Source organism: Delftia sp. GW456-R20, from assembly GCF_001622915.1.
GTDB classification, from domain to species: Bacteria; Pseudomonadota; Gammaproteobacteria; order Burkholderiales; family Burkholderiaceae_C; genus Comamonas; species Comamonas acidovorans.
Genome location: NZ_LWCN01000004.1, coordinates 2,738,259 through 2,762,000 on the forward strand (window position 1 = coordinate 2,738,259; position 23,742 = coordinate 2,762,000).

Annotated in this window: 24 protein-coding genes; 3 read left to right on the plus strand and 21 right to left on the minus strand. The window is 64.6% G+C overall.

Annotated elements, in window-relative coordinates:
* Positions 1 to 273: 273 nt before the first annotated feature.
* The 13 genes from A4F85_RS17530 to A4F85_RS17585 form a co-directional block, all read right to left on the minus strand.
* Positions 274 to 705 carry a hypothetical protein gene (locus tag A4F85_RS17530; RefSeq protein WP_063328015.1) on the minus strand — a complete coding sequence of 144 codons (432 nt, stop codon included), beginning with the start codon at positions 703 to 705 and terminating at the stop codon, positions 274 to 276.
* Positions 706 to 772: 67 nt separating this feature from the next.
* On the minus strand, positions 773 to 3,262 hold the full coding sequence (gspD, locus tag A4F85_RS17535; protein ID WP_063327294.1) for a type II secretion system secretin GspD: 2,490 nt from the start codon (positions 3,260 to 3,262) through the stop codon (positions 773 to 775).
* A 19-nt stretch (positions 3,263 to 3,281) separates the two neighbouring features.
* Positions 3,282 to 3,959 (minus strand): hypothetical protein, encoded by a 678-nt coding sequence (locus A4F85_RS29785; RefSeq protein ID WP_156517035.1) that lies wholly within the window; start codon positions 3,957 to 3,959, stop codon positions 3,282 to 3,284.
* On the minus strand, positions 3,956 to 4,543 hold the full coding sequence (gene gspM / locus A4F85_RS17540) for a type II secretion system protein GspM (protein WP_063327295.1): 588 nt from the start codon (positions 4,541 to 4,543) through the stop codon (positions 3,956 to 3,958). Before gspM ends, A4F85_RS29785 begins: the two co-directional genes overlap by 4 nt.
* Entirely contained in the window at positions 4,540 to 5,658 is a 1,119-nt protein-coding gene (locus A4F85_RS17545; protein ID WP_063327296.1) for a PilN domain-containing protein, read from the minus strand. Before A4F85_RS17545 ends, gspM begins: the two co-directional genes overlap by 4 nt.
* Before the next feature lie 102 nt (positions 5,659 to 5,760).
* Complete coding sequence (locus A4F85_RS17550) at positions 5,761 to 6,534, minus strand: type II secretion system protein GspK (protein ID WP_063327297.1); 774 nt, start codon at positions 6,532 to 6,534, stop codon at positions 5,761 to 5,763.
* Positions 6,531 to 7,202 carry a prepilin-type N-terminal cleavage/methylation domain-containing protein gene (locus A4F85_RS17555; protein ID WP_063327298.1) on the minus strand — a complete coding sequence of 224 codons (672 nt, stop codon included), beginning with the start codon at positions 7,200 to 7,202 and terminating at the stop codon, positions 6,531 to 6,533. The genes A4F85_RS17550 and A4F85_RS17555 overlap by 4 nt, the downstream gene beginning before the upstream one ends.
* Positions 7,199 to 7,603, minus strand: a complete 405-nt coding sequence (locus tag A4F85_RS17560) for a type II secretion system protein (protein ID WP_063327299.1) — start codon at positions 7,601 to 7,603, stop codon at positions 7,199 to 7,201. Before A4F85_RS17560 ends, A4F85_RS17555 begins: the two co-directional genes overlap by 4 nt.
* On the minus strand, positions 7,603 to 8,046 hold the full coding sequence (locus tag A4F85_RS17565; RefSeq protein ID WP_034390271.1) for a GspH/FimT family pseudopilin: 444 nt from the start codon (positions 8,044 to 8,046) through the stop codon (positions 7,603 to 7,605). The genes A4F85_RS17560 and A4F85_RS17565 overlap by 1 nt, the downstream gene beginning before the upstream one ends.
* Positions 8,047 to 8,098: 52 nt before the next feature.
* Positions 8,099 to 8,539, minus strand: coding sequence for a type II secretion system major pseudopilin GspG (gene gspG, locus A4F85_RS17570; RefSeq protein ID WP_043819862.1), 441 nt, complete (start codon positions 8,537 to 8,539; stop codon positions 8,099 to 8,101).
* A gap of 32 nt (positions 8,540 to 8,571) precedes the next feature.
* On the minus strand, positions 8,572 to 9,789 hold the full coding sequence (locus A4F85_RS17575) for a type II secretion system F family protein (RefSeq protein ID WP_063327300.1): 1,218 nt from the start codon (positions 9,787 to 9,789) through the stop codon (positions 8,572 to 8,574).
* Positions 9,782 to 11,488, minus strand: coding sequence for a type II secretion system ATPase GspE (gspE, locus tag A4F85_RS17580; protein ID WP_043819858.1), 1,707 nt, complete (start codon positions 11,486 to 11,488; stop codon positions 9,782 to 9,784). Before gspE ends, A4F85_RS17575 begins: the two co-directional genes overlap by 8 nt.
* A gap of 171 nt (positions 11,489 to 11,659) precedes the next feature.
* Positions 11,660 to 12,472: a type III pantothenate kinase gene (locus tag A4F85_RS17585; RefSeq protein ID WP_034390266.1), complete on the minus strand. Its 813-nt coding sequence runs from the start codon at positions 12,470 to 12,472 to the stop codon at positions 11,660 to 11,662.
* 185 nt (positions 12,473 to 12,657) lie between these two features.
* On the opposite strand from A4F85_RS17585, the gene lysM reads away from it, so the two are divergent.
* The gene (gene lysM / locus A4F85_RS17590) at positions 12,658 to 13,128 is read left to right on the plus strand and encodes a peptidoglycan-binding protein LysM (protein ID WP_013804236.1); all 471 of its coding nucleotides are present in this window, start codon (positions 12,658 to 12,660) and stop codon (positions 13,126 to 13,128) included.
* Between the two features lie 59 nt (positions 13,129 to 13,187).
* Here lysM and A4F85_RS17595 read toward each other — a convergent pair whose 3' ends face one another.
* Complete coding sequence (locus A4F85_RS17595) at positions 13,188 to 13,946, minus strand: maleate cis-trans isomerase family protein (protein ID WP_063327301.1); 759 nt, start codon at positions 13,944 to 13,946, stop codon at positions 13,188 to 13,190.
* A gap of 1 nt (position 13,947) precedes the next feature.
* A complete protein-coding gene (locus A4F85_RS17600) occupies positions 13,948 to 14,922 on the minus strand; it encodes a Bug family tripartite tricarboxylate transporter substrate binding protein (RefSeq protein ID WP_012203225.1) in 975 nt (324 codons plus the stop codon).
* 105 nt (positions 14,923 to 15,027) lie between these two features.
* On the opposite strand from A4F85_RS17600, the gene A4F85_RS17605 reads away from it, so the two are divergent.
* The gene (locus A4F85_RS17605) at positions 15,028 to 15,963 is read left to right on the plus strand and encodes a LysR family transcriptional regulator (protein ID WP_063327302.1); all 936 of its coding nucleotides are present in this window, start codon (positions 15,028 to 15,030) and stop codon (positions 15,961 to 15,963) included.
* A 22-nt stretch (positions 15,964 to 15,985) separates the two neighbouring features.
* Here A4F85_RS17605 and A4F85_RS17610 read toward each other — a convergent pair whose 3' ends face one another.
* From A4F85_RS17610 to glyQ, 6 genes are all read right to left on the minus strand, one after another.
* The gene (locus A4F85_RS17610; RefSeq protein ID WP_063327303.1) at positions 15,986 to 16,426 is read right to left on the minus strand and encodes a rhodanese-like domain-containing protein; all 441 of its coding nucleotides are present in this window, start codon (positions 16,424 to 16,426) and stop codon (positions 15,986 to 15,988) included.
* A gap of 90 nt (positions 16,427 to 16,516) precedes the next feature.
* Positions 16,517 to 17,461 carry a M48 family metallopeptidase gene (locus tag A4F85_RS17615; RefSeq protein ID WP_063327304.1) on the minus strand — a complete coding sequence of 315 codons (945 nt, stop codon included), beginning with the start codon at positions 17,459 to 17,461 and terminating at the stop codon, positions 16,517 to 16,519.
* Between the two features lie 16 nt (positions 17,462 to 17,477).
* Complete coding sequence (locus A4F85_RS17620; RefSeq protein ID WP_013804242.1) at positions 17,478 to 18,218, minus strand: lysophospholipid acyltransferase family protein; 741 nt, start codon at positions 18,216 to 18,218, stop codon at positions 17,478 to 17,480.
* A gap of 150 nt (positions 18,219 to 18,368) precedes the next feature.
* Positions 18,369 to 18,938, minus strand: a complete 570-nt coding sequence (locus A4F85_RS17625; protein ID WP_013804243.1) for a D-glycero-alpha-D-manno-heptose-1,7-bisphosphate 7-phosphatase — start codon at positions 18,936 to 18,938, stop codon at positions 18,369 to 18,371.
* A gap of 166 nt (positions 18,939 to 19,104) precedes the next feature.
* Positions 19,105 to 21,216, minus strand: a complete 2,112-nt coding sequence (glyS, locus tag A4F85_RS17630; protein ID WP_063327305.1) for a glycine--tRNA ligase subunit beta — start codon at positions 21,214 to 21,216, stop codon at positions 19,105 to 19,107.
* Positions 21,217 to 21,250: 34 nt separating this feature from the next.
* Positions 21,251 to 22,189, minus strand: coding sequence for a glycine--tRNA ligase subunit alpha (glyQ, locus tag A4F85_RS17635; protein WP_012203218.1), 939 nt, complete (start codon positions 22,187 to 22,189; stop codon positions 21,251 to 21,253).
* Positions 22,190 to 22,547: 358 nt separating this feature from the next.
* Between glyQ and A4F85_RS17640 the strand changes: the two genes are divergently transcribed.
* Entirely contained in the window at positions 22,548 to 23,663 is a 1,116-nt protein-coding gene (locus A4F85_RS17640) for an SPFH and helix-turn-helix domain-containing protein (protein WP_012203217.1), read from the plus strand.
* Positions 23,664 to 23,742: the final 79 nt, after the last annotated feature.

Here is a 23,742-nt window from a genome sequence, read left to right on the forward strand (position 1 = left end):
TATCTCCAGTAAAAAGATAAGGTAGTTGCAACCACCACGATTGATCGCCAGGGAATCGTAGCACAGCCGGTCATGCCCCCATACCGCTTTTCGGAGGCGCCCAAGCCTTGTTTTGAAAAAAAACAACACTTCCCTAGCGAGCACCGGAGCGGGGACGGCGGATTATTGCAAACATTGGCACGCCCGCCTACCCCCTCCGATTCTGGAGCCGCCTAGCCGAGGTTTCTTGCCCTCTGGCCGACGACCATCAACTTGACCCCCTCCAGCAGATGCTCACTCCATGAAGAGCCACCACTGGCCATCTTCCTTGACCCACACTTCGCTGATCGCGATCGGGATCTCAGTGTCGCCCATCATGGGACTCGAGGTTGTGAAGCTCTTGCGCACTTCGCAACGCAGTTCTTCACACTTGATTGAGGCGATGTCCCCGCCCTTGAGGATTGGTACGGCGCCATAGTTGAGACGGTACTTTTCCTGGCTGTTGACGGCTCGGTAGCCCGGCGTCGTGAATGCATAGGCCTTGCCGACTTCTCCCGCCATACGGACTTTCCAAAATTCGTTGGAGCGCTGGGTCACTTGCCCTTCCGGACCTTGATTGCCCCCCAACGTGGAGCAACCAGCCAGGACCATGGCAGCAGCAAGGCCAGCTCCACATTGCTGCCAGCGCTTGCGTGTTGTCACAGAGATCTTCGTCAACTTGTTCATATGCATCTTGATTCAAAGAAAGAACTTGGAACACCTCAGAAGAGGAATGTTCCGGAAAACTGAACGCCTAGCGCCGTTCCTGCGATAAGGGCCCCACTTCCACCGAAGCCCCGCCGACCCCGGCTTCGTCGGCCGCAGGAGTTGTGTTGTACGACTTCAACAAAGGAGTCAATGAACGCATTTGTTCCCGCAGGTCGTCGCTGACCACCCGCACATCAATGTCCGTGCGTACAACTCTTGGCGTGATGACGATGAGCAACTCCGTGCGATCCCCTACGTTCGATGTCTGTCCGAACAGGTTACCAACAACAGGAAGGTCATGCAGGATCGGGATCCCACTGCGACCGTTGGTAGACCTTTCCTGGATGAGACCACCCATGACGATGGACTCTCCGGAGCGCACAGCCACCCTGCTGGAGATCTGTCGCTGGGAAAAGGTGGGATTGCTGGTGGAAGTCCCTACTGTCACAGTTCCGCCCAGTGCCGAGACGGTCTGGTCAACATTCATGGTGACGATGTTGCCGGAATTGACAGATGGAGTGACCTGCAACATGACTCCAGTATCCTTGTACTGGATATTTGTGGTGGTGCCCGTAGTGGTCGATGTGGTGGACCCCGCCGAATAGGGCTGCTGCGTGCCCACCATGATGCCCGCCGTATGGTTGTCCAGCACCATCACCGTGGGGCTGGCCACCACCTTGACATTGGTCTTACCCGAGAGGGCCGTGAGCACGGCCTTGATGTTGCCCAGCGAGTTCTTGACCGTGTAGTTGAAACCCGAGCCAAGAGTTGCCGCCAGTCCGCCAGTATCTGCAAATCCGGATGAACCTGGAGTGTCCGAGGAGCCCAGAACACTCCCCGTGCCGCTATAACCCTTATTGCCGACATCACCACTGAAGGCCCATTGCAAACCGTAGCGCAATGTGTCGTTCAGCGTCACCTCCACGATGCTCGCCTCGATCAGCACTTGCGTTGGAGGCAGGTCCAGCTTCTTGAGCGCGGACTCTATACGCTCGTACTCTGCAGGTGTGCCCCAAACCAGCACAGAGTTGTTGAGCTCATCCGCCATGACGCGAACGCTGCCCAGGCTGGTGGCCGCAGTGCTGGTGCCAGTCAGTCCTCCCAACTGGCCTGTGCTCCCGGTCTGCCCAAAGCTGCGCGCCCCACCGAATCCGCCACCGCCAAATCCGCCACCGCCAAAACTGCCCCCACCAAAACCGCCATTGCTCAAACTGCCGCCACCGAAACCACCACCGCCAAAACCACCGCCGCCAAAGCTGCTGTTGCCCAAGCCGCCGTTGCCGAAACTGCCCCCACCCATGCTCGTCGTGGAGGTACCCAGTCCTGGCGCCACACCGCTGTTGGTAGGCATGCCTCCGGCGGACCCGCCAAAAATACCGGACAGAACACTTGCCAGGTGTCGAGCATTGCCGTTTTGCACCTTGTATATATTGAGCTGCGGCTGCGCGCCTCCAGTGCCAGCCTGGTCGAGCTTGGCAATCCAACGGCGCGCCTCCTCCAGATAGGAAGCGCGAGGCGTGATGACCAGAATGCTGTTGAGCCGCTCGATAGGAATGATGCGCAAGGCGCCGAATAGTGGATTGCTTTCGCCAAGAGCCGCCATGGAAGCTCCAGGCGCTGCAGCCGCCCCCACCCCTGGCCTTGCCGTAGTTACAGCAGGTGCCACACCCGCCCCCGGTGCCGCAGCGCCGGGGGCACCGCCTCCGCTCATCATTTGCAAAGCGGCACTGACTTCCTGGATAGAGACATATTTAAGAGGGAAAACGCCCACCGACATGCCTTCCAGAACATTCACGTCGAAAGTACGAACCATCTCCAGCCAACCCTCCGCCTGTGCACGGGATCCAGCCATCACCAGCATGTTGCGTACATTGTCAACACGGAGAATGGCATCACCCGGCACCATGGGACGCAAGATGGCCGCCATTTCATTGGCGCCTATATAGTTCAGCGGCACGACAATGGCTCCGTATCCTGGAGCCAATGGCTGAGTGGGCGACGCCTGACGAACTGGAGCACCCAAACCCTTGAGCGCGTCAAGACGGCCAACGTGGTAGGTGCCGCGGGCATCACGTGCTATGCCCATGCCGTTGGCCTGCAAGGCGGCTTCCAGCAGATACAACGCGCTGTCTCCCGAGACATTCTGCTGCGTGCTCAGAGTCACGGTTCCAGAAATCGGAGGGTGCAACACATAGTCGACGGACAGGATGTCGCCAAGCACCGTCCGCACCACCTGTGCAAGGGGAGCGTCCTCGAAGCTGAGCTTGACCTGCGCATCTTTCAATGCCTTTGACGGCTTGGCATCGGCCAGCAACTTACCTGTTCCTTCGAGAATGCGCGGCTCGGGGGTCGATGATTTTACGGAGGCTTTCTTGCCCGTACTTTGTTCATCGTCGGTGAACACATAGCCTTCGGATTGCTGACCCGCGCCGAAATGGCTGACATAGTTGTTTTGCTGGGGCTGTGCACAGGCCACCAGAAGCTGGCAAACCGCCAGCGACAGCGCCGTATGAAAATGTCTGTTTTGCAATTTCATGGTTTTCTTAAAAACTGTTTCATTTACGGCTCGAGGTTCCACCGAATACCGCACGCGGTGCTGGCCGGGCTGGGGTAGCGCCTGCTTCACCTTCTGCGCGTTCAGACGCCGACTCGCCGGAGTTACTGCCCGGCGAAGGTGCCGCACCGGACGAAGGCACGCGCATGCTTGCCGGAATGCTAGGACCTTTATCGAGGACAGCCTTCGCCAATTGCAACGAACGTATCTGGCCACCGCGCTCCAAAAGAATGCTGCGCTGCTCTATGCCTTGCAGCTTCCAGCCCGCAAAGCTCTGGTTGAGCATGAGTCGTCGCTCCTTGCCATCGATATGGACAATGATCCCTGTGACGGGCCCTTCGAAAATACCTGTGACACGCGCCTGCACCCAGGCGTCAGGGATTTCCTCGACTTTTTTCTCTGGCTCTGGCGGCGGGGGAGGGGGAGGAGGCCTGCGGTTCATCACGAACAACGGCCGTTCGTGCATCTCCAGCAACTGCCTCTCACCCTGCGGCTTTTTGTCAGACAGAGCTTGCTCGGCAGGCACAAGCGATTGAATATCTGCCTTGATCGGGCCCGGCGCCTCCCAAGCAGTGTTTTTGAGTTGCAACTGCGGTGTCAACCACATCCAGGCAAGCCCCCCCCCCAACAACGCTACGGGCAAAGCCAGCCCTGCGGTCCAAAGAATGCGCTGATTCACGGCTTGCTCCGAAGAATGCTGAAAACAAACTGTGCGCTGATCTTGGGCGGCACTCTGAGGTTATTGCTTTCTAGATTGCCCAGCAGATTCAGTTGCAGATCATCCAGCCACACGGTAGGTGTGACTTCAGGCAAGGACATGATGGCCAATTGGATGGCCGACCATTCGCCTTCAGCCGTCATCGACACGGAAATGCGTTCATAAGGCCCTTGGTCAGTCTCGCTGGATTCCGATGCGGGACGCACCTGGCTACTGACTACGGAAAGTCCCGCCTTGTCCAAGACGGTACGCAGCCTTTGCTGAATTGCATTACCAGTTTGGGTGCTGTCCTGTTCTGCCGGATAGATGTGCAGAGCCTTGGTGGACTCAATTTTCCTCAGCGCTTCCTGAATTTCCTCCGTCTGCCCCTGCATGCCGGCAAGCCGCGCGTAGCGCGGCTCCAAGGTGTCCAGTTGCTCCTGGGCCCATTGGTGCTTGGCATATATCCAGCTTCCTAGAAGTAACAGTGGAACAACCAGAAGGATGGCGATCCCCCCAAGAAGTGCCCACTGACGCAAGGTCAGCTTCTGTGCACCTGCTGTCATTGAGCCTCCTTGGCAGCCGCCTCGCCTTCAGGTGACGGCTTGTCCTCTTCCGTCTTGGCAAGCATGCCCAATACCTGCGGATCGATGTTGGCTTCCAACGTAAAGCTCTCCTTGCCAGAGCCGGGGACGCGCGTCACTGCAGTTGGCAGTCTCACCTCCTGGAAGCCAGGGGTCTTTGCCAGCAATGCCACAACGTTAGAAGCATTGTTGGTCAACCCCTGGACGGTAAGCTTGCTTCCTCTGAACACCACGCGCTGAGCCGCTGTGTCGTCGGGCAATACCTTGGTCAGGGTGGCCAGCACCTGCAGGTGATTGATTTGCTGCTGCACACGCTCCTGCAATTTGCCCAGATCTTGACCCCCTTCAGCCAAGGCTTGGCGCTGCGCCATGACCTCGGATGTAGATTTGGTCAGCCGGGAGAATTGCTGGCTGGCATCGACTGCTCGCAGCCTCAACTGCGCAGTGGGAGTAACTGCCAGAGCCAAGGCCATGACAAGCACTCCGAACGAGCCCAACAAGAGCCAGCCGCCTCGCTTTGCTTCGCTGCGCGACCGCGATGTTTCGCCGAATCCCGGCAACACGACGGGCCTTTCACTGGCGGGAGCCCAAACCTCCGGATAGACGCCCTCCGGCAAGCTCGATACCCGCTGGCGCAGCACTCGCTCGACTTGAGCACGCGAGGCAAGCACCACTTCAACGTGCAGCAGCCCACCTCCCCGCGCCGCCGGCCGGACCGCATAAGCCCATAGAGTGTCCGGCGAAGCGAACGGCGTCATGGTCTGCACATCCAACTCAATGGCGCCTTTCATTGCAGACGGACTCATTTGCGGAAGCTTCAGAACCCGCTGCAAGACCTGATCGTCCTCCAGCAAAACTGCCGCGTACTGAGCTTGCTGCAAGAGACCGGTCGAGCCATCAAGCCATTTGATGTTGGAGCCTTGCGCCCTTGCAACGACGGGAGCCTGGGCACCCCCCCAGACCTGCACCATCGACGCCGGAAGCAACCGGCTGAGCAACGGCAGACGCTGGAGTGCACTCCATGCCTCACGAAGCTCCGACGAAAGCCCTCGCAAATCCAAGCCGAACAGTTTGGCATCAGAGGTCATCAATGTCATATGACGCCACAACCATTCAATGTTATTACTTTCACTTTCTTTCCTTCCGGCAGCAGCAGAGCAGGGCTCCCACAATTTCAGTGCCACATCCGATTGAGTACTTCATATACGTCCAGCCCACACCTGGGAAGCCGACAGCACCACCCAGGGCAACGAATTCTGACGTGTCCTGGACACATCCACATCTCTGATGACCAGCACGGCACCCTGCCCCTCGATGATCACTCTGGCCGTCAGCCGATAACGCGTACTGGTGACATTTCCACGAATCGCTCCGTCCTCCGCTCCTTCAAGCAGCCTAAGCAGCGGCTCCGGAGCCGCCTTCAGATTGATGCCGGATCTGCCACCTGTATCTGCGACGATCAGGGGCCGTATTTGTGCATAAATGCCATAGGTTATCCCTGGCACCTGGAGCAAATCTTCAGGAGCTTCCCAGGCCACGCCTGCAGGACCCGCTCTGACCAACTGGCGTGTCTCAACCAACGCCTGTGCCAAAGCTTCGGACTGCGGCACCCCCATCCGCGACAACACCACCGCCAGCAGGTTTTGGGAGGCAGCATTGATATTGATCAAGCCGCTCCACGGGGTGATTTCAACCTCTATCATCTGCCCCGCCCAAGGAACAGCCTCTACCTTGCGTTCCGCAAAATCCGAGGGCTGAAGTGCCATTTTCTGCAGCAGCCGAAAAATGGCGGCTTCACCAGCCCCTCGGCCATAGGCGGAGCCACGTACCACGCTGGCCATCGCCGCTTCCCTGCGAACCACGCCGCCAAGGCTGTTAGCAAATATGGCGAGCGCGGCCACTATCCACAGCACCAGAACTAGCGCCATCCCCCTCTTTGAAGCAGCCATCGGCCCGCATCGCAGCTTCATCATCGCTGACCGCCCCCAAAGACGGCTCCGCCGCTGGTAGAGCGATTTGTTGCCGCAGGTGTATGAAACTCCACTGCAATCAAAGGCCAACTGCCTGAAGCGCTCTGCAGCTGCATCTGCACTGCAGTCGGCAATTCCTTCTCATTTTCCCATTGGTGAGTCCACTGAGAGACGCCAGCCTTGGCATTCTGGTAACTCAGGGCAAAAGCCGTGACACCACGGTCGATCACATAGGACTGGCCTTGTCCCCAATCCGGCGCGACATCCGCACCCTTCCACGGTGCGAAGTAAAGCGTCAGAGCATCGCCCTCGACCGCCAGCCTGAAATGCGTGCGCCCCCCCATCCCGAACCGCGCCGGCATGGTGCCCAGCCATTGCATGCCACGCGGGCCGCCTTGAAAAAAGAACTCACTCTCGCCCTGCTTGCGCATCCCAGCCTGGCGCCTCACCGCCGATATCTGTCCGAGAGTGGACCGCAAAAACCCAATCGCCACGCGCTGATGATCCATGCGGTCCAGTCGAACATCGACTCTCTCCTGAGTCTGCGACACGGTGGACATCACCGAGGCCAGCCCCAATGTCAGCATGGAAAGCAGCACCATCGCAACCAGCAACTCCACCAGGGTGAAGCCTGACTGGTACGGCCGAGCAGGTCGCAACTGTCTTGTCACCGCGACACCTCACCTTGTTGCAGTGGCCGCTGCGGACGAAGGGTCTCGAACACCCAGCTGCGCCCCTCGGAAACAATCGTGATGTGCAGGGCATGCAGCGGGACGGCCGTTTCTGGCAGATCACCCACAGGAAAAGGCGCTGACGCAACTTGCCACGTATAAAACCCATCTTGCCCCGAGGCCTGGGTTCCGCCTGGATCGACCATGGAAAAAGCATCCATCAGCGACTCTGCCAGCATGGCAGCGCCCTGGTTACGCTCCAACTGCGTCACGCCCCGGGCTGATCCACCGACAGCGCGATATATCAGAGCGACGGAGATGGCCATGATGGTCAATGCCACCAGTAACTCCAGCAGGGTCATGCCTCCCGCGAAGCCGCGGGCTGCAGTGCGGCGGCGCATCACAAGCCCTCTTTGGTGACCAGGCCGGACAGCCAGTCCACGCGAAGGCGTACACCGCTGCCCTCGCCGCGAATCAGCGAGATGCTGCCCCCAGTGGCGCCACCTTCCGGCAGGAACACAATGGTCTGGCTGCCATCGGCCAGGGCCGTGCCAGCAGCCGTGGTCAATTGCACTGTCAGGGTGTCTGGCAATTTGGCAGTCGCCTGCCCGGCAATGCCGTACTGGCGGCTATTGGTGTTGACGGCAAACGCCACGGGCATGCCCTGCAGCGTCGCCTGCTGCCGCGCCTTGCGCAGCAGGGCCGTGACGTCCTGCACGGTCTGGCGGTAGGCGACGGCATCCCGCAGCTTGCCCATGGCGGGCGGCACGATGCCGATGATCGCGGCAAGGATGCCGAAGACCACCAGCAACTCGATCAGCGTGAAACCATGGGCGCGCTTCAAGACATATTCCCGGCACGGAGGCAGCGTTGCACTACGGCGTCAGACCAGCAACTTACTTGGTGTTGCGGATATCGGAGGCCTCGCCGTCGCCACCGGGTGTGCCATCGGAACCCAGCGAGAGGATCTCGAGGTCGCCATTGGCAGCCGGGTAGGTGTAGCGGTAAGGGTTGTTCCAGGGATCATTGGGCACGCCGCCCTTGAGGTAGGGGCCCGCCCAGCCGGCAACGCCGGCAGGCTGCTTGACCAGCGCATCCAGGCCCTGCTGCGAGGTGGGATAGCGGCCCACGTCGAGCTTGTACAGCTCCAGCGCCTTTTCGATGTCGGCGATCTGCACGCCGGCCGTCTTGGTCTTTGCTCCACCCAACTGGTTCAGCACCTTGGGGCCTACCAGGCCTGCCAGCAGGGTCAGGATGGCCAGCACGACCAGCAGTTCGATCAGCGTGAAGCCACGCTTGCGGGCGCGGGAGGACAGTTGCTTTTGCATGCGCATCATCTTCTACATACCTTTCAGTCAATTCAGATTCATCAGACGGCCAGATCGTTGACGGACAGGATTCCGAGCAGGATCGACACGATGATGGAGGCGATAAGGATACCGAGGACCAGGATCAGCGCCGGCTCCAACATGGTCAGGAGGCGTTTGATCGCGTTTTCGACCTCGCGGTTCAATATGTTGGACAGCTCCAGCATCATGTCGCCCAGGCGGCCGGTTTCCTCGCCGACCCGCACCAGATTCAGGGCCAGGGGCTCGAATTCTCCGGTTTTCTGGGCGGCATGGGCCATGCGATGGCCCTCCTTGACCATGGGACCCATTTTTTCCAGGCGCTCGCGGATGGCGACGTTGGAGACCGTGTCGCTGGCAATGCGCAGGGCGGTCAGCAGCGTGACGCCGTTGCCCAGCAGCGTGCCAAGCGAGCGGCTGAATAGGGTGAGCTGGTACTTGCGCACTACGCCACCCAGGCCCGGCAGGCCCAGCAGCCACGATTGCCAGGTCTGGCGGCCCTTGGGGCTCTTGGCCCAGCGGGCTAAGACCCAGCCCAGCGCGCCCAGCACGATGAACACCGCCCAGCCGTAGCTGCGAAACGCATGGCCCAGCCCCATCACGAACTGCGTGGGAAGGGGCAGCGCGTCACCCATGTCGTTGAAAAGCTGCTCGAACTGCGGCACCACGAAGCCCAGCATGGCCACCAGGGACAGCACGGCCACACCCAGCAGGATGGCCGGATAGATCGTGGCCGAGACCACGCTGTCGCGCAGGGCACGCTGGCGCGCCATGTGTTCCACCAGCCGGTTGAGCACGCCCGACATCTGGCCGCTGGCTTCGCCCGATCGCACCATGTTGATATAGAAGTCGCCGAACAGGTCGTGGTGCTTGCCCAGTGCCTGGCTCAGCGGCATGCCGGCCTTGACGCTGTCGAGCACGGACTGGAGCATGGCCTGCATCTGCACCTTGTGGCTCATCTCGACCAGGACCTTGAGCGCGTTGTCCAGCGACAGGCCGGCACGCATCATGATGGCCAGCTCGGTGGTCATGCCCTGGATGTCGTCGGCCTTGATGCGGCCTTTCTTGAGCGCACGCGCCGCCAGCGGCACGTTGCCCAGGCTTGCGGCTTCCTCGACCTTGATGGGGGACAGGCGGCTCTTGCGCAGGTGCACCACCACCTCGGCCACGGCTGCGGCGGAATAGGTGCCCTTGACCATCTGACCGCGGCTGTCCACGGCCTCCCAGCTGTAATCAGGCATCGCTTTGGTCCTGGGTCACGCGCAGCACTTCGTCCAGCGTGGTGGCGCCCGAGGCCACCTTGCGCAGGCCGTCGTCGTAGAGGCTCAGCATGCCGCTCTTGGCCGCCATGGCATGCAGGGCGTTGGCGTCCTGGCCTTCGATGATGGCGCGGCGCAGCGGCTCGTCGATGACCATGAGTTCATGGATGCCGGTACGGCCCTTGTAGCCCGTGCCCCGGCAATGCTCGCAGCCGACGGCGCGGTAGATGGGCGAGCCTTCGCGCAAAAAACGCTTGAGGCCGCTGCCCTCGACGGCGGCGGCCGGCAGCGTGTCGGGCTGCTTGCAGTGCGAGCACAGCGTGCGCACCAGGCGTTGGGCCAGCACGCCGTTGACCGAGGACGTGATCAGGTAGCTTTCCACCCCCATGTCGCGCATGCGGGTGACGGCGCCTGCGGCCGTGTTGGTGTGCAGCGTGGACAGCACCAAGTGACCTGTCAGTGCGGACTGCACGGCGATCTGTGCGGTTTCTCCGTCACGCATTTCGCCGATCATGATGATGTCCGGGTCCTGGCGCAGGATGGAGCGCAGAGCGTTGGCAAAGGTGAGGTCGATCTGCGGATGGACCTGGATCTGGTTGATGCCGTCGAGCTGGTACTCGACCGGGTCCTCGACGGTGATGATCTTGTTGGAAACCGCGTCGATCTTGGACAGGGCCGCGTACAGCGTGGTGGTCTTGCCCGAGCCCGTGGGCCCCGTGACCAGCACGATGCCGTGCGGCTTGGCCAGCAAGGTGTTGAAGCGCTCCAGCGTATCGACCTCGAAGCCCATGCTTTCCAGGCGCAGGCGCACGTTGGCGCGGTCCAGCACCCGCATGACGATGCTCTCGCCATGCACCGTGGGTGCGGTGGAGACACGCAGGTCCAGTTCGCGGCCCTTGGCGCGGGTCTTGATTCGGCCGTCCTGCGGCAGTCGCCGCTCGGCAATGTCCAGATGGGCCAGCAGTTTGACGCGCGAGCCCACGGCCGCGCTCAGCCGTGGCGGCACGAGTTCGGCCGCATGGATCACGCCGTCCATGCGGTAGCGCACCTGCAGGCCGGCCTCGAAGGGCTCCAGGTGGATGTCGGAGGCGTGCAGCTCGATGGCGCGGGAAATGATGCCCGTGACCAGGCGGATGACCGGCGCCTCGCTGGCCAGGTCCTTCAGATGCTCGACGAAGTCGCCACCCGTGGCGTCCGACTCCCAGTCCTGGCCTTCTTCGCCTTCGGGTTCCTGGCCGGCTTCGGACAGGGCCTTGCGGATGTCGGCTTCCAGCGCCAGCACGGGCTTGATCTGCAACCCGGTGGCCAGGCGCAGCGCCTTGGTGATGAAGGGGTCCTGCGGCACGGACATGGCCACTTCGAGCACGCCGTCCTGCAGCGAAATGGGGCAGACGCACTGCGCATCCAGAAAGCTGGCCAGCAGGCCCGGCACATCGGGCAGCAGGTCGGGAAACTCTTCCGCGCGCAGCCAGCGCATGTGCAGCTGCTCGGACAGCGCCTGGGCCACGTCGGCTTCCGCCACCACGCCCAGCTGGACCAGCACCTGGCCCAGGTAGCCGCCCAGCTCCTGCTGCGCCTGCAGGGCGTTTTGCAGATCGCGCTCGTTCAGCTTGCCGGCGGAAAGCAGGCGTTCGCCCAGCCGCCCCTTGATCGGGGCTTCGACACCGGCAATCGGTTCCATGACGTGATTGGTGGAAGACATTGCCGCGGATTATCCACTGTCGCCGCATCCCCCGCGAAAGGCTCCGGATGCGGGGTCCACGGCCGCCCCTGCACCCGGCACCAGCGCTGTCATCAACTGTTACGCAACGGATATAACGGCGCGATGCTGCGCCGCACGATCGAAGTGGCTTCAGGCCGCTTTGACCGCGTCGGCAGGCAGGCCGCTGGCATCGCCCCAGCGGCGCTGCGCCATGACCAGCAGGCCTTCGAAGATGAGGTTATCCACCAGCTCGAAGGGGCGCGTCATGCTGGGCACCATCTTCCAGCCTGCACCGCCGGCCATGACGCAGGCGGGCTCCATGCTGCAATGCATGTACAGATGCTGGTACATGCGCTCCACGGCCCCGGCGATGGCGTAGGTGCCGCCACTGGTCAGCGCGTCGCTGGTGTTGGTGGGGAATGGCGTGACTGCACCCGTGGGCACGTGCAGGCCGGCCGTGCCGCTTTCCAGGGCGCGCAGCATGATGCCGTGCCCCGGCAGGATCAGACCGCCCATGAAGTGGCCGTGCTGGTCCAGCGCATCCACGGTGACGGCGGTGCCGATCATGACCACGATCAGGGGCCGCTCTGGCCCGCGCTGCAGGATGTGCTGGCGCGCGCCGATCATGGCCACCCAGCGGTCCGCCCCCAGGCGCGAGGGGAAGTCGTAGCCATTGGTGACTCCGGCCTCGGCCGCGCCGGGCACGGCCCACTGCGGCTCGAAATCCCAGCCCAGCATCATGTCGATCTGGTCGTGCACGCGCCGGCGCGCCGTGTCGCCGGCGACCACGCAGCCCAGCATGCGCGTAGGCGTGGGCAGGTCGCTCCACGGCCCTTCGGCCAGGTGCTCGATGTGCTCCAGGAACTCCGCGCCGTGCGCCAGCAATGCGGCGCCAGGCCGATGCGCGTCGTACATCGCCCATTTCAAGCGGGTGTTGCCGATGTCTATGGCCAAAAAAGTCATGGGCGCGATTATCGGAGTTTTCCGGAGGATAGCGTCAGCCATGGACGACAACTGAGTGAGGACGTGAACGCAAGAATGGCGCAAATGTCAAAAATCCGGGAGCGCTCCTGCCCGGCAGCGCGCGCTGCCACTGTTAGGCGTTACATTGGCCTTTCCGTTTTTCCACCCACCAACAGGAGTCACCCATGGGACTTTTCAGTTTCATCAAGGAAGCCGGCGAAAAGCTGTTCGGCGGCAGCGCCGCACAGGCAGCCGAGCCTGCGCAAGACCTGAATGCCAAGGCCGCCAAGGCCATCGAGACCTATATCGGCACGCAGAACCTGGGCGTCAGCGACGTGAAGGTGCAGTTCGACGGCTCGCAGGGCAAGGTCACGGTGCTGGGCACGGCCCCCACCCAGGCGGTCAAGGAAAAGGTAACGCTGTGCTGCGGCAACGTCTCCAGCGTGCAGTCGGTGGACAACCAGATGACGGTGACCAACCCCGAGCCCGAGGCCCAGTACCACGACGTGGTGCGCGGCGACACGCTGTCGGCCATTGCCAAGAAGTTCTATGGCGATGCCAACAAGTACCCGGTGATCTTCGAGGCCAACAAGCCCATGCTGAGCCACCCCGACAAGATCTACCCCGGCCAGAAGCTGCGCATCCCGGCGCTGTGATCTCTTGCCTCCGTGAAAAAACCGCCTTCGGGCGGTTTTTTCGTGGGCTCAGTCAGTAGTCAGTATTTACCGCTCAACAGCGCACCGAATCCCGGAACGGCTGTCGGCAAGCCCAGGCGCTTGAGCATCATGAACGTCGTGGCCACCGAGGAAGACAGTACCGGCAGGCCCACGCGGTCCTCAATGGGCTGCACCGAGGCCAGCGAGGGCATCTGCACGCAGGCCGAGGCGATGACCGCATCGGCGTTGGCCGTGTTCAGGCGCCGCGTGATCTCGATGGGTGCGCGCGCATCCTGGGCACCCACCTGCAGGTTGTCGGCAATCTCCAGCGAGATGCTGTCCACCACTTCGATGCCCTCGTTCTCTATGTAGTCGATGACCAGTTGCGTCAGCGGCTTCATGTAGGGCGCCAGCAGCGCCACTTTCTTCGCGCCGATGGCATGCAGGCCATCGACCAGGGCGCCGGCGCTGGTGACCACGGGTGCGGGACCGCCGTTGTCCACGGTGCGCTGGTGCAGGCGCGCTTCCGAGACACGGTGGTAGCCGCGCCCCATGCTCATGATGGCCACCAGGCAGGCATAGCCGAGCACATCGACACGCGCATCCGACAGTTCCAGCGCGCAGCGATCGCTGTCGCCGTCCATGGCGGCCAGTTCCTCCTTGGTCACATGCTTCATGCGCATGCGGCTGGAGTGGACGGTGAAACGCTCGGGCGCCAGGGCCTCGCGGGCGCGCAGGATGGCGGGGATCTCGGTCTCCATCGTGGTGTTGGAGCTGGGCACGATCTGCCCGATGCGGAAATGGGTTTTGGCTGTCATGTCAATCCATCGTGATGTGGTTGGCCTTGATGACCTTGCCCCAGTGGTCCGTCTCGCGCTGGACCAGGGCGGCCAGCGCCTGCGGGCCAAGGAATCGCGGCTCCACGCCCTGCAGGGCCGCGCGCTTTTGCACGTCGGGCGACTCCAAGGAGGTCTTGAGCGCGTCCGACAGCCTGGCGATGGCCTCGGGCGGCGTGCCCGCAGGTGCGAACAGGCCGACCCAGGCTTCCAGCTCGAAACCCGGCAGGCCCGCTTCGGCCGTGGTGGGCACATCGGGCAGCATGGGATGGCGCGTCTTGCTGGTCACGGCCAGGGCCCTGAGCTTGCCCGTCTGCACATGGCCCAGCACCGAAGGCGGCGTGGTGATGAACATCTGCACCTGGCCGCCCAGCACGTCCTGGATGGCCGGGCCGGACCCCTTGTAGGGCACATGCGTGATCTGGGTCTGGGTCACCTGGGCGAACACGGCCGTGCCCACATGGGACAGCGAGCCATTGCCCTGCGACGCGTAATTGACCTTGCCCGGGTTCTTGCGCAGATAGGCAATGAACTCCTGCAGATTGTTCGCCGGCACCGAAGGATGAACGGCGATCACATTGGTGGCGGCCACGATCAGCCCCACGGGCGCCAGCTCGGACTGCGCCCAGGGCAGCTTGGGGAACAGTGCCGGATTGCCCACGTGGTAGGCCGAATACGAGGCCAGCAGCGTGTAGCCGTCCTTGGGCGACCGGGCCACCATCTGGTAGGCGATGTTGCCGCTGGCGCCGCCCCGGTTGTCCACCACGACCGACTGCCCCAGCAGGCGCGACAGCGGGTCGGACGCCAGGCGCGCCGCCGTGTCCACCACGCCACCGGGCGGGTTGGGGACCACGAGGGTGATGGACTTGGTTGGAAAGGCCTGGGCCTGGACGGTTCCTGCGCCCAGCAGGGCTGCCGCTGCCAGGCCGGCGGCCTGCAGCACAATGCGTCGATTCATGCTTGTCTCCATGTTCTCTTTGTACCGGCGCATTCTTGCGGGCCTGCACGCGGCCGAACAGCCGTATCTCGTTGATCCATCCTTCGTCTGCGGTGGAGGATGGGAATGATCAACCTGCACCGCTTCGATCTGCTGACGCTGCGCCTGTATGTGGCCGTGGTCGATGCCGGCAGCCTGACGGCCGGCTCGCGCACGCTGGGGCTGTCGTTGGCAGCCGCCAGCAAGCGCGTGGCCGAGCTGGAGCAGCACTGCGGCGTGACCCTGCTGGTGCGCAGCAAGCGCGGCGTCACGCCCACGCCCGCCGGTCAGAGCATGTACCACCATGCCGTGGACGTGGTGGCCCGGCTGGAACATCTGGCCCTGGCCATGGACGACTTTCGCAGCGGCGCCACGGGCCAGTTGCGCCTGTGGGCCAACAACTCCGCATTTGCAGGCTTTCTGCCCCGGCTGCTGGCCGACTTCATGGCCGCCCACCCGGGTGTCTCGGTGGACCTGGAAGACGCGCTCAGCGAGGAATCCGTGCGCGCCGTGCTCAGCGGCGTGGCCGAGCTGGCCATCATCGGGGAGAACACGCCCCTGGAAGGGCTGAGCACCCAGGTCTGCGATGTGGACGAGCTGGTGCTGGTCATGCCGCGCGGCCATGCGCTGGACACGGACGACGCCTCCCCCGTGCCCCTGGCCACCGTGCTGGACCACGACTTCGTGAGCCTGGCCCGCTCCACCTCGCTGATGCGGCGCATTGCGGCCGAGGCCGAATCCATCAACCGGCCCGTGCGGATCCGCATCCAGGTGCGCAGCTTCGACGCCATGTGCCACATGGTCTCGGTGGGTCTGGGGCTCGCCATCCTGCCGCGCGCGGCCACCGCGCCGCACCTGGCCGCGCGGGCACTGCGGCTGCGCCCGCTGGGGGCGCTCAACACCCGGCGCCGGCTGCTGCTGGCCATGCGCTCGCAGGCCACGCTGTCAGGACCGGCCCAGGCCCTGGTGGACATGGTGGCCGCCCGGGCGGTGGCGCTGGGATTCGCGGAGCCGCCGCTCTGAACGACGCCAGGTCCGCGCCGGCTTACTGGCGCCAGGGCAGGCCGCGCAGGCGCCAGCCGCCGACATGGCCGCGCTGGCCGTTGGCGTCCACATCGCCCTCGAAGCCTTCGAGGATGTTGTAGGCCTCGATGCCCAGTTGCGCCGCGCGCTGGGCAGCGGCCACCGAGCGCACGCCGCTGCGGCACAGCAGGACCACCTTGCCGCCTTCAGGCACGGCGGCGCGCAGCTGGCTGTCGAAATCGGGGTTCATCGCCATGGACGGCCACTGCTTCCAGGCCACGGCCACGGCACCCGGTACGCGGCCCACCCAGTCGCGCTCTGCATCGGTGCGCACATCGACGAGCACGGCTTCGCCGGATTGCAGCCATTGCCAGGCGAGTTCGGGAGGAATGTCGCCTGCATAGCCCGGTGCGGGCTGGACGGTCAGGGGAATGGCTGCGGGAACGGAAGCGCTTGCGGACATGGATGGGCTTTCTTGATAGGACGCGGTTGTGTGCCCGGCAAGAATAACCGTCCAGCCCGACTGGCGCCGGCTCGCCGGTGCCCGGATCGCCTATTCCCAGGGAGGCAGCAGCCTGTCACGCAGCACCTGACGCTGCGCCTCCCAGCCCGGCATCACGCTGGCCACCGTGGCCCAGAAGCGCGGACTGTGGTCCATGTACCGCAGGTGGGACAGCTCGTGCACGACCACGTAGTCGATGACCTCGGGCGCGTGCTGCATGAGCCGCCAGTTCAGCCGGATGGCGCCGGCCGTGTTGGCACTGCCCCAGCGCGTGCTTGCGCTGGTCAGTCTCAGGCTGGTCCACTGCACGCCCAGGAGCGGCGCGTGGCGCTGCAGGCTGGCCGTGAACCAGGAGCGCGCCTCGCGCAGCATCCAGGCCTGCACGCAGGCGCGCACCTCGGCGGCCGATGCCCCAGGCGCCAGCGGCAGGTGCAGGGACTGGCTGCCGTCGGCCGCCTGTTCACGGTGTACCTGGCGCGTGCGCAGCGGCTGGGTTTCACCGCCGGTCAGGCACAGCTGCAAGGGGCGGCCCAGATAGCCGATCTCTGCGCCGTGCTCCCAGCGGATGCGTGCCGCATGCTGGGCTTGCTGGCGCTGGCCGGCCTCGTGCAGCTTGCGCAGTATCCAGCCCGATTTCGCCTCCAGCGCCTGCGCGATGGCAGCCATGTTGACCCAGGCAGGCGCGCTGACCACCAGCCCCTGCGCGCCGATGGTGAAGCCTATGGTGCGCCGGCGCGAGCGCTGCAGCCGGTAGTGCAGCACCTGCCCCTGGAGGACCGCCTGCTGGTTGGCCTCCGGGTGGACGCGGGGACTGGGCTCGGGGATGGCGGATGGAGATGGGAGAGATGTAGGAGAAGGAGGAGAAGGAGGAAGAGGCGCGGACGAAGGCTGGGCGGGGGCAGCAGCCCCGTCACGGCGCGGCTTCAGCCCGCCGTCCTGCGTTTGCACGGCAGGTGGCAGCAGCCAATCCCAACTGCGCTGTGCCGGGTCCGCCATGCCGCTCTCCGGCGCCTCAGGCGCGGTAGGCCTCGGGGTCGAGGCGCTGCATTTCGGCCTCGATCCAGTTTTCGACTTCCACCATCAGCTCCTCGTGCTTGCGGCCCACGGAAGGAATGGGCTTGCCGATGGAGACATCCACCACGCCCGGCGTCTTGATGAAGGCCTTGCGCGGCCAGCACTTGGCCGAGGTGACGGCCACGGGCACGACCGGCACGCCGGTCATGATGGCCAGGCGCGTGGCGCCGGTCTTGTACTCGCCCCTTTGGCCGCGCGGGATGCGCGTGCCTTCGGGAAACATGATCACCCAGGTGCCCTGGCCCAACAGGCGCTTGCCCTGCTCCACCACCTTGTGGAAAGCGCGCGAGCCGTGCTTGCGGTCGATGTGGATCATGTCCATGCTGCCGATGGACCAGCCGAAGAAGGGCACCATGAGCAGCTCCTTCTTGAACACATAGGCCAGCGGGCGCGGCATGATCGCCGGCATGAGGAAGGTCTCGTAGGTGGACTGGTGCTTGACCAGCAGCACCACGCCCTGCTTGGGGTCGGTGGGCAGGTTCTCCATGCCCTGCACGCGGTGGCGCACGCCCATGATGACGCGGGCGCTGTCCACCGACAGCTTGAGCCAGGCGCGCGCCACGGCATAGACGCGGCGCGGCCCGCCGCCCAGCCAGCGCGTGAGCAGCACGGCCAGGGTGTAGGGGATCACGGTGATGCCCATCCAGAGCATGTGGAGGGTGGAGCGGATCAGGGACATGGCGGCAGTGTGGTGCAGAAAGCGGCGCAGGGGCCGGGCGGCAGGCCCGGGCCTTGCGCCCTCAGGAATCGGAATTCACAAAGATAGCATTGTGCGCAGGACGGCAGGCCGGCGGCGCATGGGCAAAGCGCCATTCGGGCGTTCAGGCGTTCAGGGAGCGGGTGCGGCATCTGCCGGAACCAGCGCATCGGCCAGCGCGGCCAGGCTGGCATGGCGCTGGGTGCCGGGCGGCAGTCCGGGCGGCAGCGCCCCATCCAGAGACACTCCGGCGCTGGCGCCCGTGCAGACCAGGTGCAGGCGCGCGCCCATGGCGGCGCCGGCCTGCAGATGGGCCACGCAGGAGCCGACCACCCACAGCTGGTGCCCCTCGACGCCGAAGCGCTCGGCAATTTGCTCGAACAGCGCCGTGCCGGGCTTGCGGCAATGGCATTCCTCGTCCGGGGCATGGGGGCAGTAGAAAACCGCATCGACGCGCGCGCCTGCCGCCGCCATTTCGCGGTGCATGCGCGCGTGCACGGCATTGAGCTCGGTCACGTCGAACAGGCCCCGGCCCAGGCCCGGCTGGTTGGTGGCGACCACCACATGCCAGCCGGCCCGGTTCAGGCGCGCCACGGCTTCCAGCGCCCCGCGCTGGGCCTTCCAGGCCTCGGCAGAGCCAATGAAGCCCTCCTCACCGATCTGGTTGAGGGTTCCGTCACGGTCCAGGATCGCAATTTTCATGGTCGGGTCCCAAGAATGTCAGAACTCAATTGCGCGCGTCCCAAGACGAGGGACACCGAGGAAGGGCCGCCCCGCACCGAGGGTGTCGTCCCCCTCCCTTGCGAAGCAAGTAGAGAGGCGCCGTGCCACGGGGGGAAGGCGCGAAGCGCCTCAGGGGGTGCTCCATTTACGCCAGACGAGACAGGTCGGCGACCCGGTTCATCGCTTCATGCAAAGTCGCCAGCAGGCCCAGGCGGTTGGCCTTGAGCGCCGGGTCTTCGGCGTTGACCATCACATGCTCGAAGAAGGCATCGACCGGGGCGCGCAGCGCGGCCAGGGTCTGCAGGCTGGCCGTGTAGTCGCCGGCAGCAAACTGCTGCTGCGCCTTGGGCGCCACCGATTGCAGGGCTGCGTACAGGTCCTTCTCTGCTACCTCGGCCAGCACGGCCGCGTCGACCTGGGCCTGCACGGCCTGGTCGGCCTTCTTGAGGATGTTGCCCACGCGCTTGTTGGCGGCGGCCAGGGCCGGTGCCTCGGGCAGCTCGCCGAAGGCGCGCACGGCTTCCAGGCGCTTTTGTACGTCGGACAGGCGCTGCGGGCGCAGGGCCAGCACGGAATCCACTTCCTGGGCCGAGAAGCCCTGCTCGCGCAGGTTGCCGGCCAGGCGGTCGTAGATGAAGTCGGCCAGCTGGGGCGTGGCGTCCTCGATCTTGTCCCCGAAGGCAGGCAGCACGCTGACCAGCAGGGTTTCCAGGTCCAGTGCCAGGTCCTTCTCGACCAGCATGCGGATCACGCCCAGCGCATGGCGGCGCAGCGCGAACGGGTCGCGGTCGCCCGTGGGCAGGTTGCCGATGCCGAACATGCCGACCAGGGTTTCCAGCTTGTCGGCCAGGGCCACGACCACGCCGGCGTTGCCGCGCGGCAGTTCGTCGCCCGCAAAGCGGGGCTTGTAGTGGTCCTCGATGGCATCGGCCACGGCCACGTCCAGGCCGTCGTTGAGCGCGTAGTAACGGCCCATGGTGCCCTGCAGCTCGGGGAACTCGCCCACCATGTCGGTCACGAGGTCGGTCTTGGCCAGTTGCGCGGCCAGGTCGGCCTGCTGGGCCAGGCCCGTGTCGCCCAGCTGGCGGGCAATGCTCTTGGCGATGGAGCGCACGCGCTCCACGCGCTCGCCCTGGGTGCCGAGCTTGTTGTGGTAGACCACCTTGCCCAGCCCTTCCACGCGCGAGGCCAGGGTCTTCTTGCGGTCCTGGTCGAAGAAGAACTTGGCGTCGGCCAGGCGCGGGCGCACCACGCGTTCGTTGCCGCCGATGACGGCGCTGGCATCCTGGGGGCTGATGTTGCTGACCACCAGGAACTGGTGGGTCAGCTTGCCGGCGGCGTCCAGCAGCGGGAAGTACTTCTGGTTGGCCTTCATGGTGAGGATCAGGCATTCCTGCGGCACGTCGAGGAATTCCTTCTCGAACTCGCAGACCAGCACATTGGGGCGCTCGACCAGGGCCGTGACCTCGTCCAGCAGGGCCTCGTCCTCGATGGGACGGACACCGCCGCCCACGCGCTCGGCAGCGGCCTGCAGCTGGCGCGCGATCTCGGCACGGCGCTCGGCGAAGCTGGCGATGACGGCACCTTCCTCGCGCAGCTGCGCGGCGTAGTCATCGGCGGAGCGGATGACCACGGGATCGACCGCCGCCTCGAAGCGGTGGCCATGCGTGGCCGTGCCGGCCGTCAGGCCCAGGGCCTTGACGCCGATCAGCACCTCGGTGCCGTGCAGCACCACCAGGCCGTGGGCCGGGCGCACGAAATGGACGCTGCTCCAGCCGTCGGCCAGCTGGTAGCGCATGACCTTGGGGATGGGCAGCTTGGCAATGGCTTCGTCCAGCGCCTTTTGCACGCCGTCGGCCAGCATCACGCCGCGCACGGTGGAGGCGTGGAACAGGGCCTCGGCCTTGCCTTCGCCCTGGCGGGTCAGGCCGGCAACGGCTTCTTCGCCGGCACCCAGGGCGGCCAGCTTCTTGATCAGGGCGGGCGTGGGCTTGCCGTCGGCGTCCAGGCCCACGGAGACGGGCATGAGCTTTTGCGATACGGCCTTGTCCTCGGCCTGGGGCAGGACTTCGGTGATGTGGGCGGCCAGGCGGCGCGGCGAGGCATAGGCCGTCAGGCGCGCTTCGCTGGAGGCCAGCAGGCCCTGGGCCTTGAGCTGCTCGAACAGCACGCCGGCAAAGGCGTCGCCCAGCTTTTGCAGCGCCTTTGGGGGCAGCTCTTCGACAAACAGTTCAACAAGAAGATTCGATGCGTTCATGGTCTGGTGTTCTCTCGGTGCAGCGGTGTCCGCCTCAGGCGGCCTTCTTGCCCTGTTGTTCGGCGGCCTTGGCCAGCTCGGCCAGCACTTCGTCGGCATGGGCCTTGGGCGCCATGGGGAAGCCCAGGCGCGCACGGCTGTCCATATAGGCCTTGGCCACGGCGCGGGCCAGGTTGCGGATGCGGCCGATGTAGGCGGCACGCTCCGTCACGCTGATGGCGCCGCGCGCATCGAGCAGGTTGAAGGTGTGGGCGGCCTTGAGCACCTGCTCGTAGGCCGGCAGCGCCAGCTGTTCGCCGATCAGGTGGTTGGCCTGCTTTTCGTAGGCGCCGAAGGCGGTGAACAGGAAGTCGGCGTCCGAGTGCTCGAAGTTGTAGGTGGACTGCTCCACCTCGTTTTGGTGGTAGACGTCGCCGTAGCTCAGGCCGTCGGTCCAGGTCAGGTTGTAGACGTTGTCCACGCCCTGCAGGTACATGGCCAGACGCTCCAGGCCGTACGTGATCTCGCCCGTGGCGGGCTTGCAGTCGATGCCGCCGACCTGCTGGAAGTAGGTGAACTGCGTCACCTCCATGCCGTTGAGCCAGACTTCCCAGCCCAGGCCCCAGGCGCCCAGCGTGGGGTTCTCCCAGTCGTCCTCGACGAAGCGGATGTCGTTCTTCTTCAGATCGAAGCCCAGGGCTTCGAGCGAGCCCAGGTACAGCTCCAGGATGTTGTCGGGCGCGGGCTTGAGCACCACCTGGAACTGGTAATAGTGCTGCAGGCGGTTGGGGTTGTCGCCATAGCGGCCGTCCTTGGGGCGGCGGCTGGGCTGCACGTAGGCGGCCTTCCAGGGCTCGGGGCCCAGGGCGCGCAGGAAGGTGGCGGTGTGCGAGGTGCCCGCGCCCACTTCCATGTCATAGGGCTGGAGCAGCGCGCAGCCCTGGTCGGCCCAGTAGGACTGCAGCTTGAGGATGATTTGTTGGAAAGTGAGCATGACTTGTTTCAGGCGTCGCACGCAGGCCGGGGCCGCGCCGGTGAATGAGAGGCGGCTCGCGCCGCGCAAACAACGATTTTAAGGCGCCGCCCGGCCCTGCGCCGTGGCGCGGGCCTGCGGCCCCACGGCAGACGCTCCACAGGGCGATCTGCATCAAAAAACGGAGCAGGCAACACATGCCGGCAAAGGCCGTGGCGCGCGAAGACCCGAAAGCCCGCCTTGCACGACGCATCCGGATCATTTTTTGACAATTCACCAGGGCAGCGGCCGGTGACCGTTCGCCACGCCGCCATGCACGCCCCCTAGAATGGCCCACTGACCTTTTTTGTCGTGGACCACCACCGCCCCGGAGCCTGCCATGAACCTGATGAACATCATCACCAAGCAACTGATAGAGATCATCGAGTGGACCGATGACTCGCGCGACACGCTCTCCTACCGCTGGCCCGACGACGACAAGGAAATCAAGAACGGCGCCCAGCTCATCGTGCGCGAGTCGCAGCAGGTGCAGTTCGTCTCGGCCGGCCAGTACGCCGACCTGTTCAGCCCCGGCAAGCACACGCTGACCACGCAGAACATTCCCATCCTGTCCACCATCCAGGGCTGGAAGTACGGCTTCAACTCGCCGTTCAAGTGCGATGTCTACTTCATCAACACGCGCCTGTTCACGGGCAACAAGTGGGGCACCTCCAACCCCGTGATGGTGCGCGACAAGGACTTCGGCGCCGTGCGCCTGCGCGCCTTCGGCACCTACGACTTCCGCATCGTCGAGCCGGCCAAGTTCCTCAAGGAAGTGGCGGGCACGGACCAGAACTTCCGCATCGACGAGTTCGCCGATACCATGCGCTCGCGCATCATCAGCGTGTTCACCGAGTCGCTGGCCAAGGCCCAGGTGCCCGTGCTGGACGTGGCCCAGCGCTATGGCGAGCTGGGCGATGCGCTGCTGCCGCTGATCAACCCGGCCATGACGGACAAGTACGGCCTGGAGATCACCAGCTTCGTGCTGGAGAACGTGTCCGTGCCGCCCGAGGTGGAGCAGGCCATCGACAAGCGCTCCAGCATGACGGCCATCGGCAACCTCAACGACTACGTCAAATACCAGATGGGCCAGGCCATGACCACGGGCGGCGAAGGCGCTGCCGCAGCCACCCTGCCCGCCACCATGGCCATGGGCTTCGGCATGGCGCAGGAGATGATGAAGAGCATGCAAAACGGCGGTGGCGGTGGCGCACCGGCCGGCCAGGGCCAGGCGTCCGATCCGTTCTCGCCCGCTGCCGCACAGGCGGCCCAGGCCCCCGCAGCGCCCGCCGCCGGTGGACTGCAGGTGCTGACCCCGGCGCAGGCGGCCCAGGTGCTGGGTGTGAGCGAGGCCGATGTGCTGGCCGAGATCCAGGCCGGCAACCTCAAGGCGCGCCAGATCGGCAGCCAGTGGCGCATTGCGCAAAGCGCTCTGGACGAGTTCCTCAAGGGCTGAGCGCCCTCGCTTTCTGTTGGCTTGAACCTTCCCGGCGCCAGGCCCTGCCTGGCGCCGTACGCTTTCCAGGACCGATGCC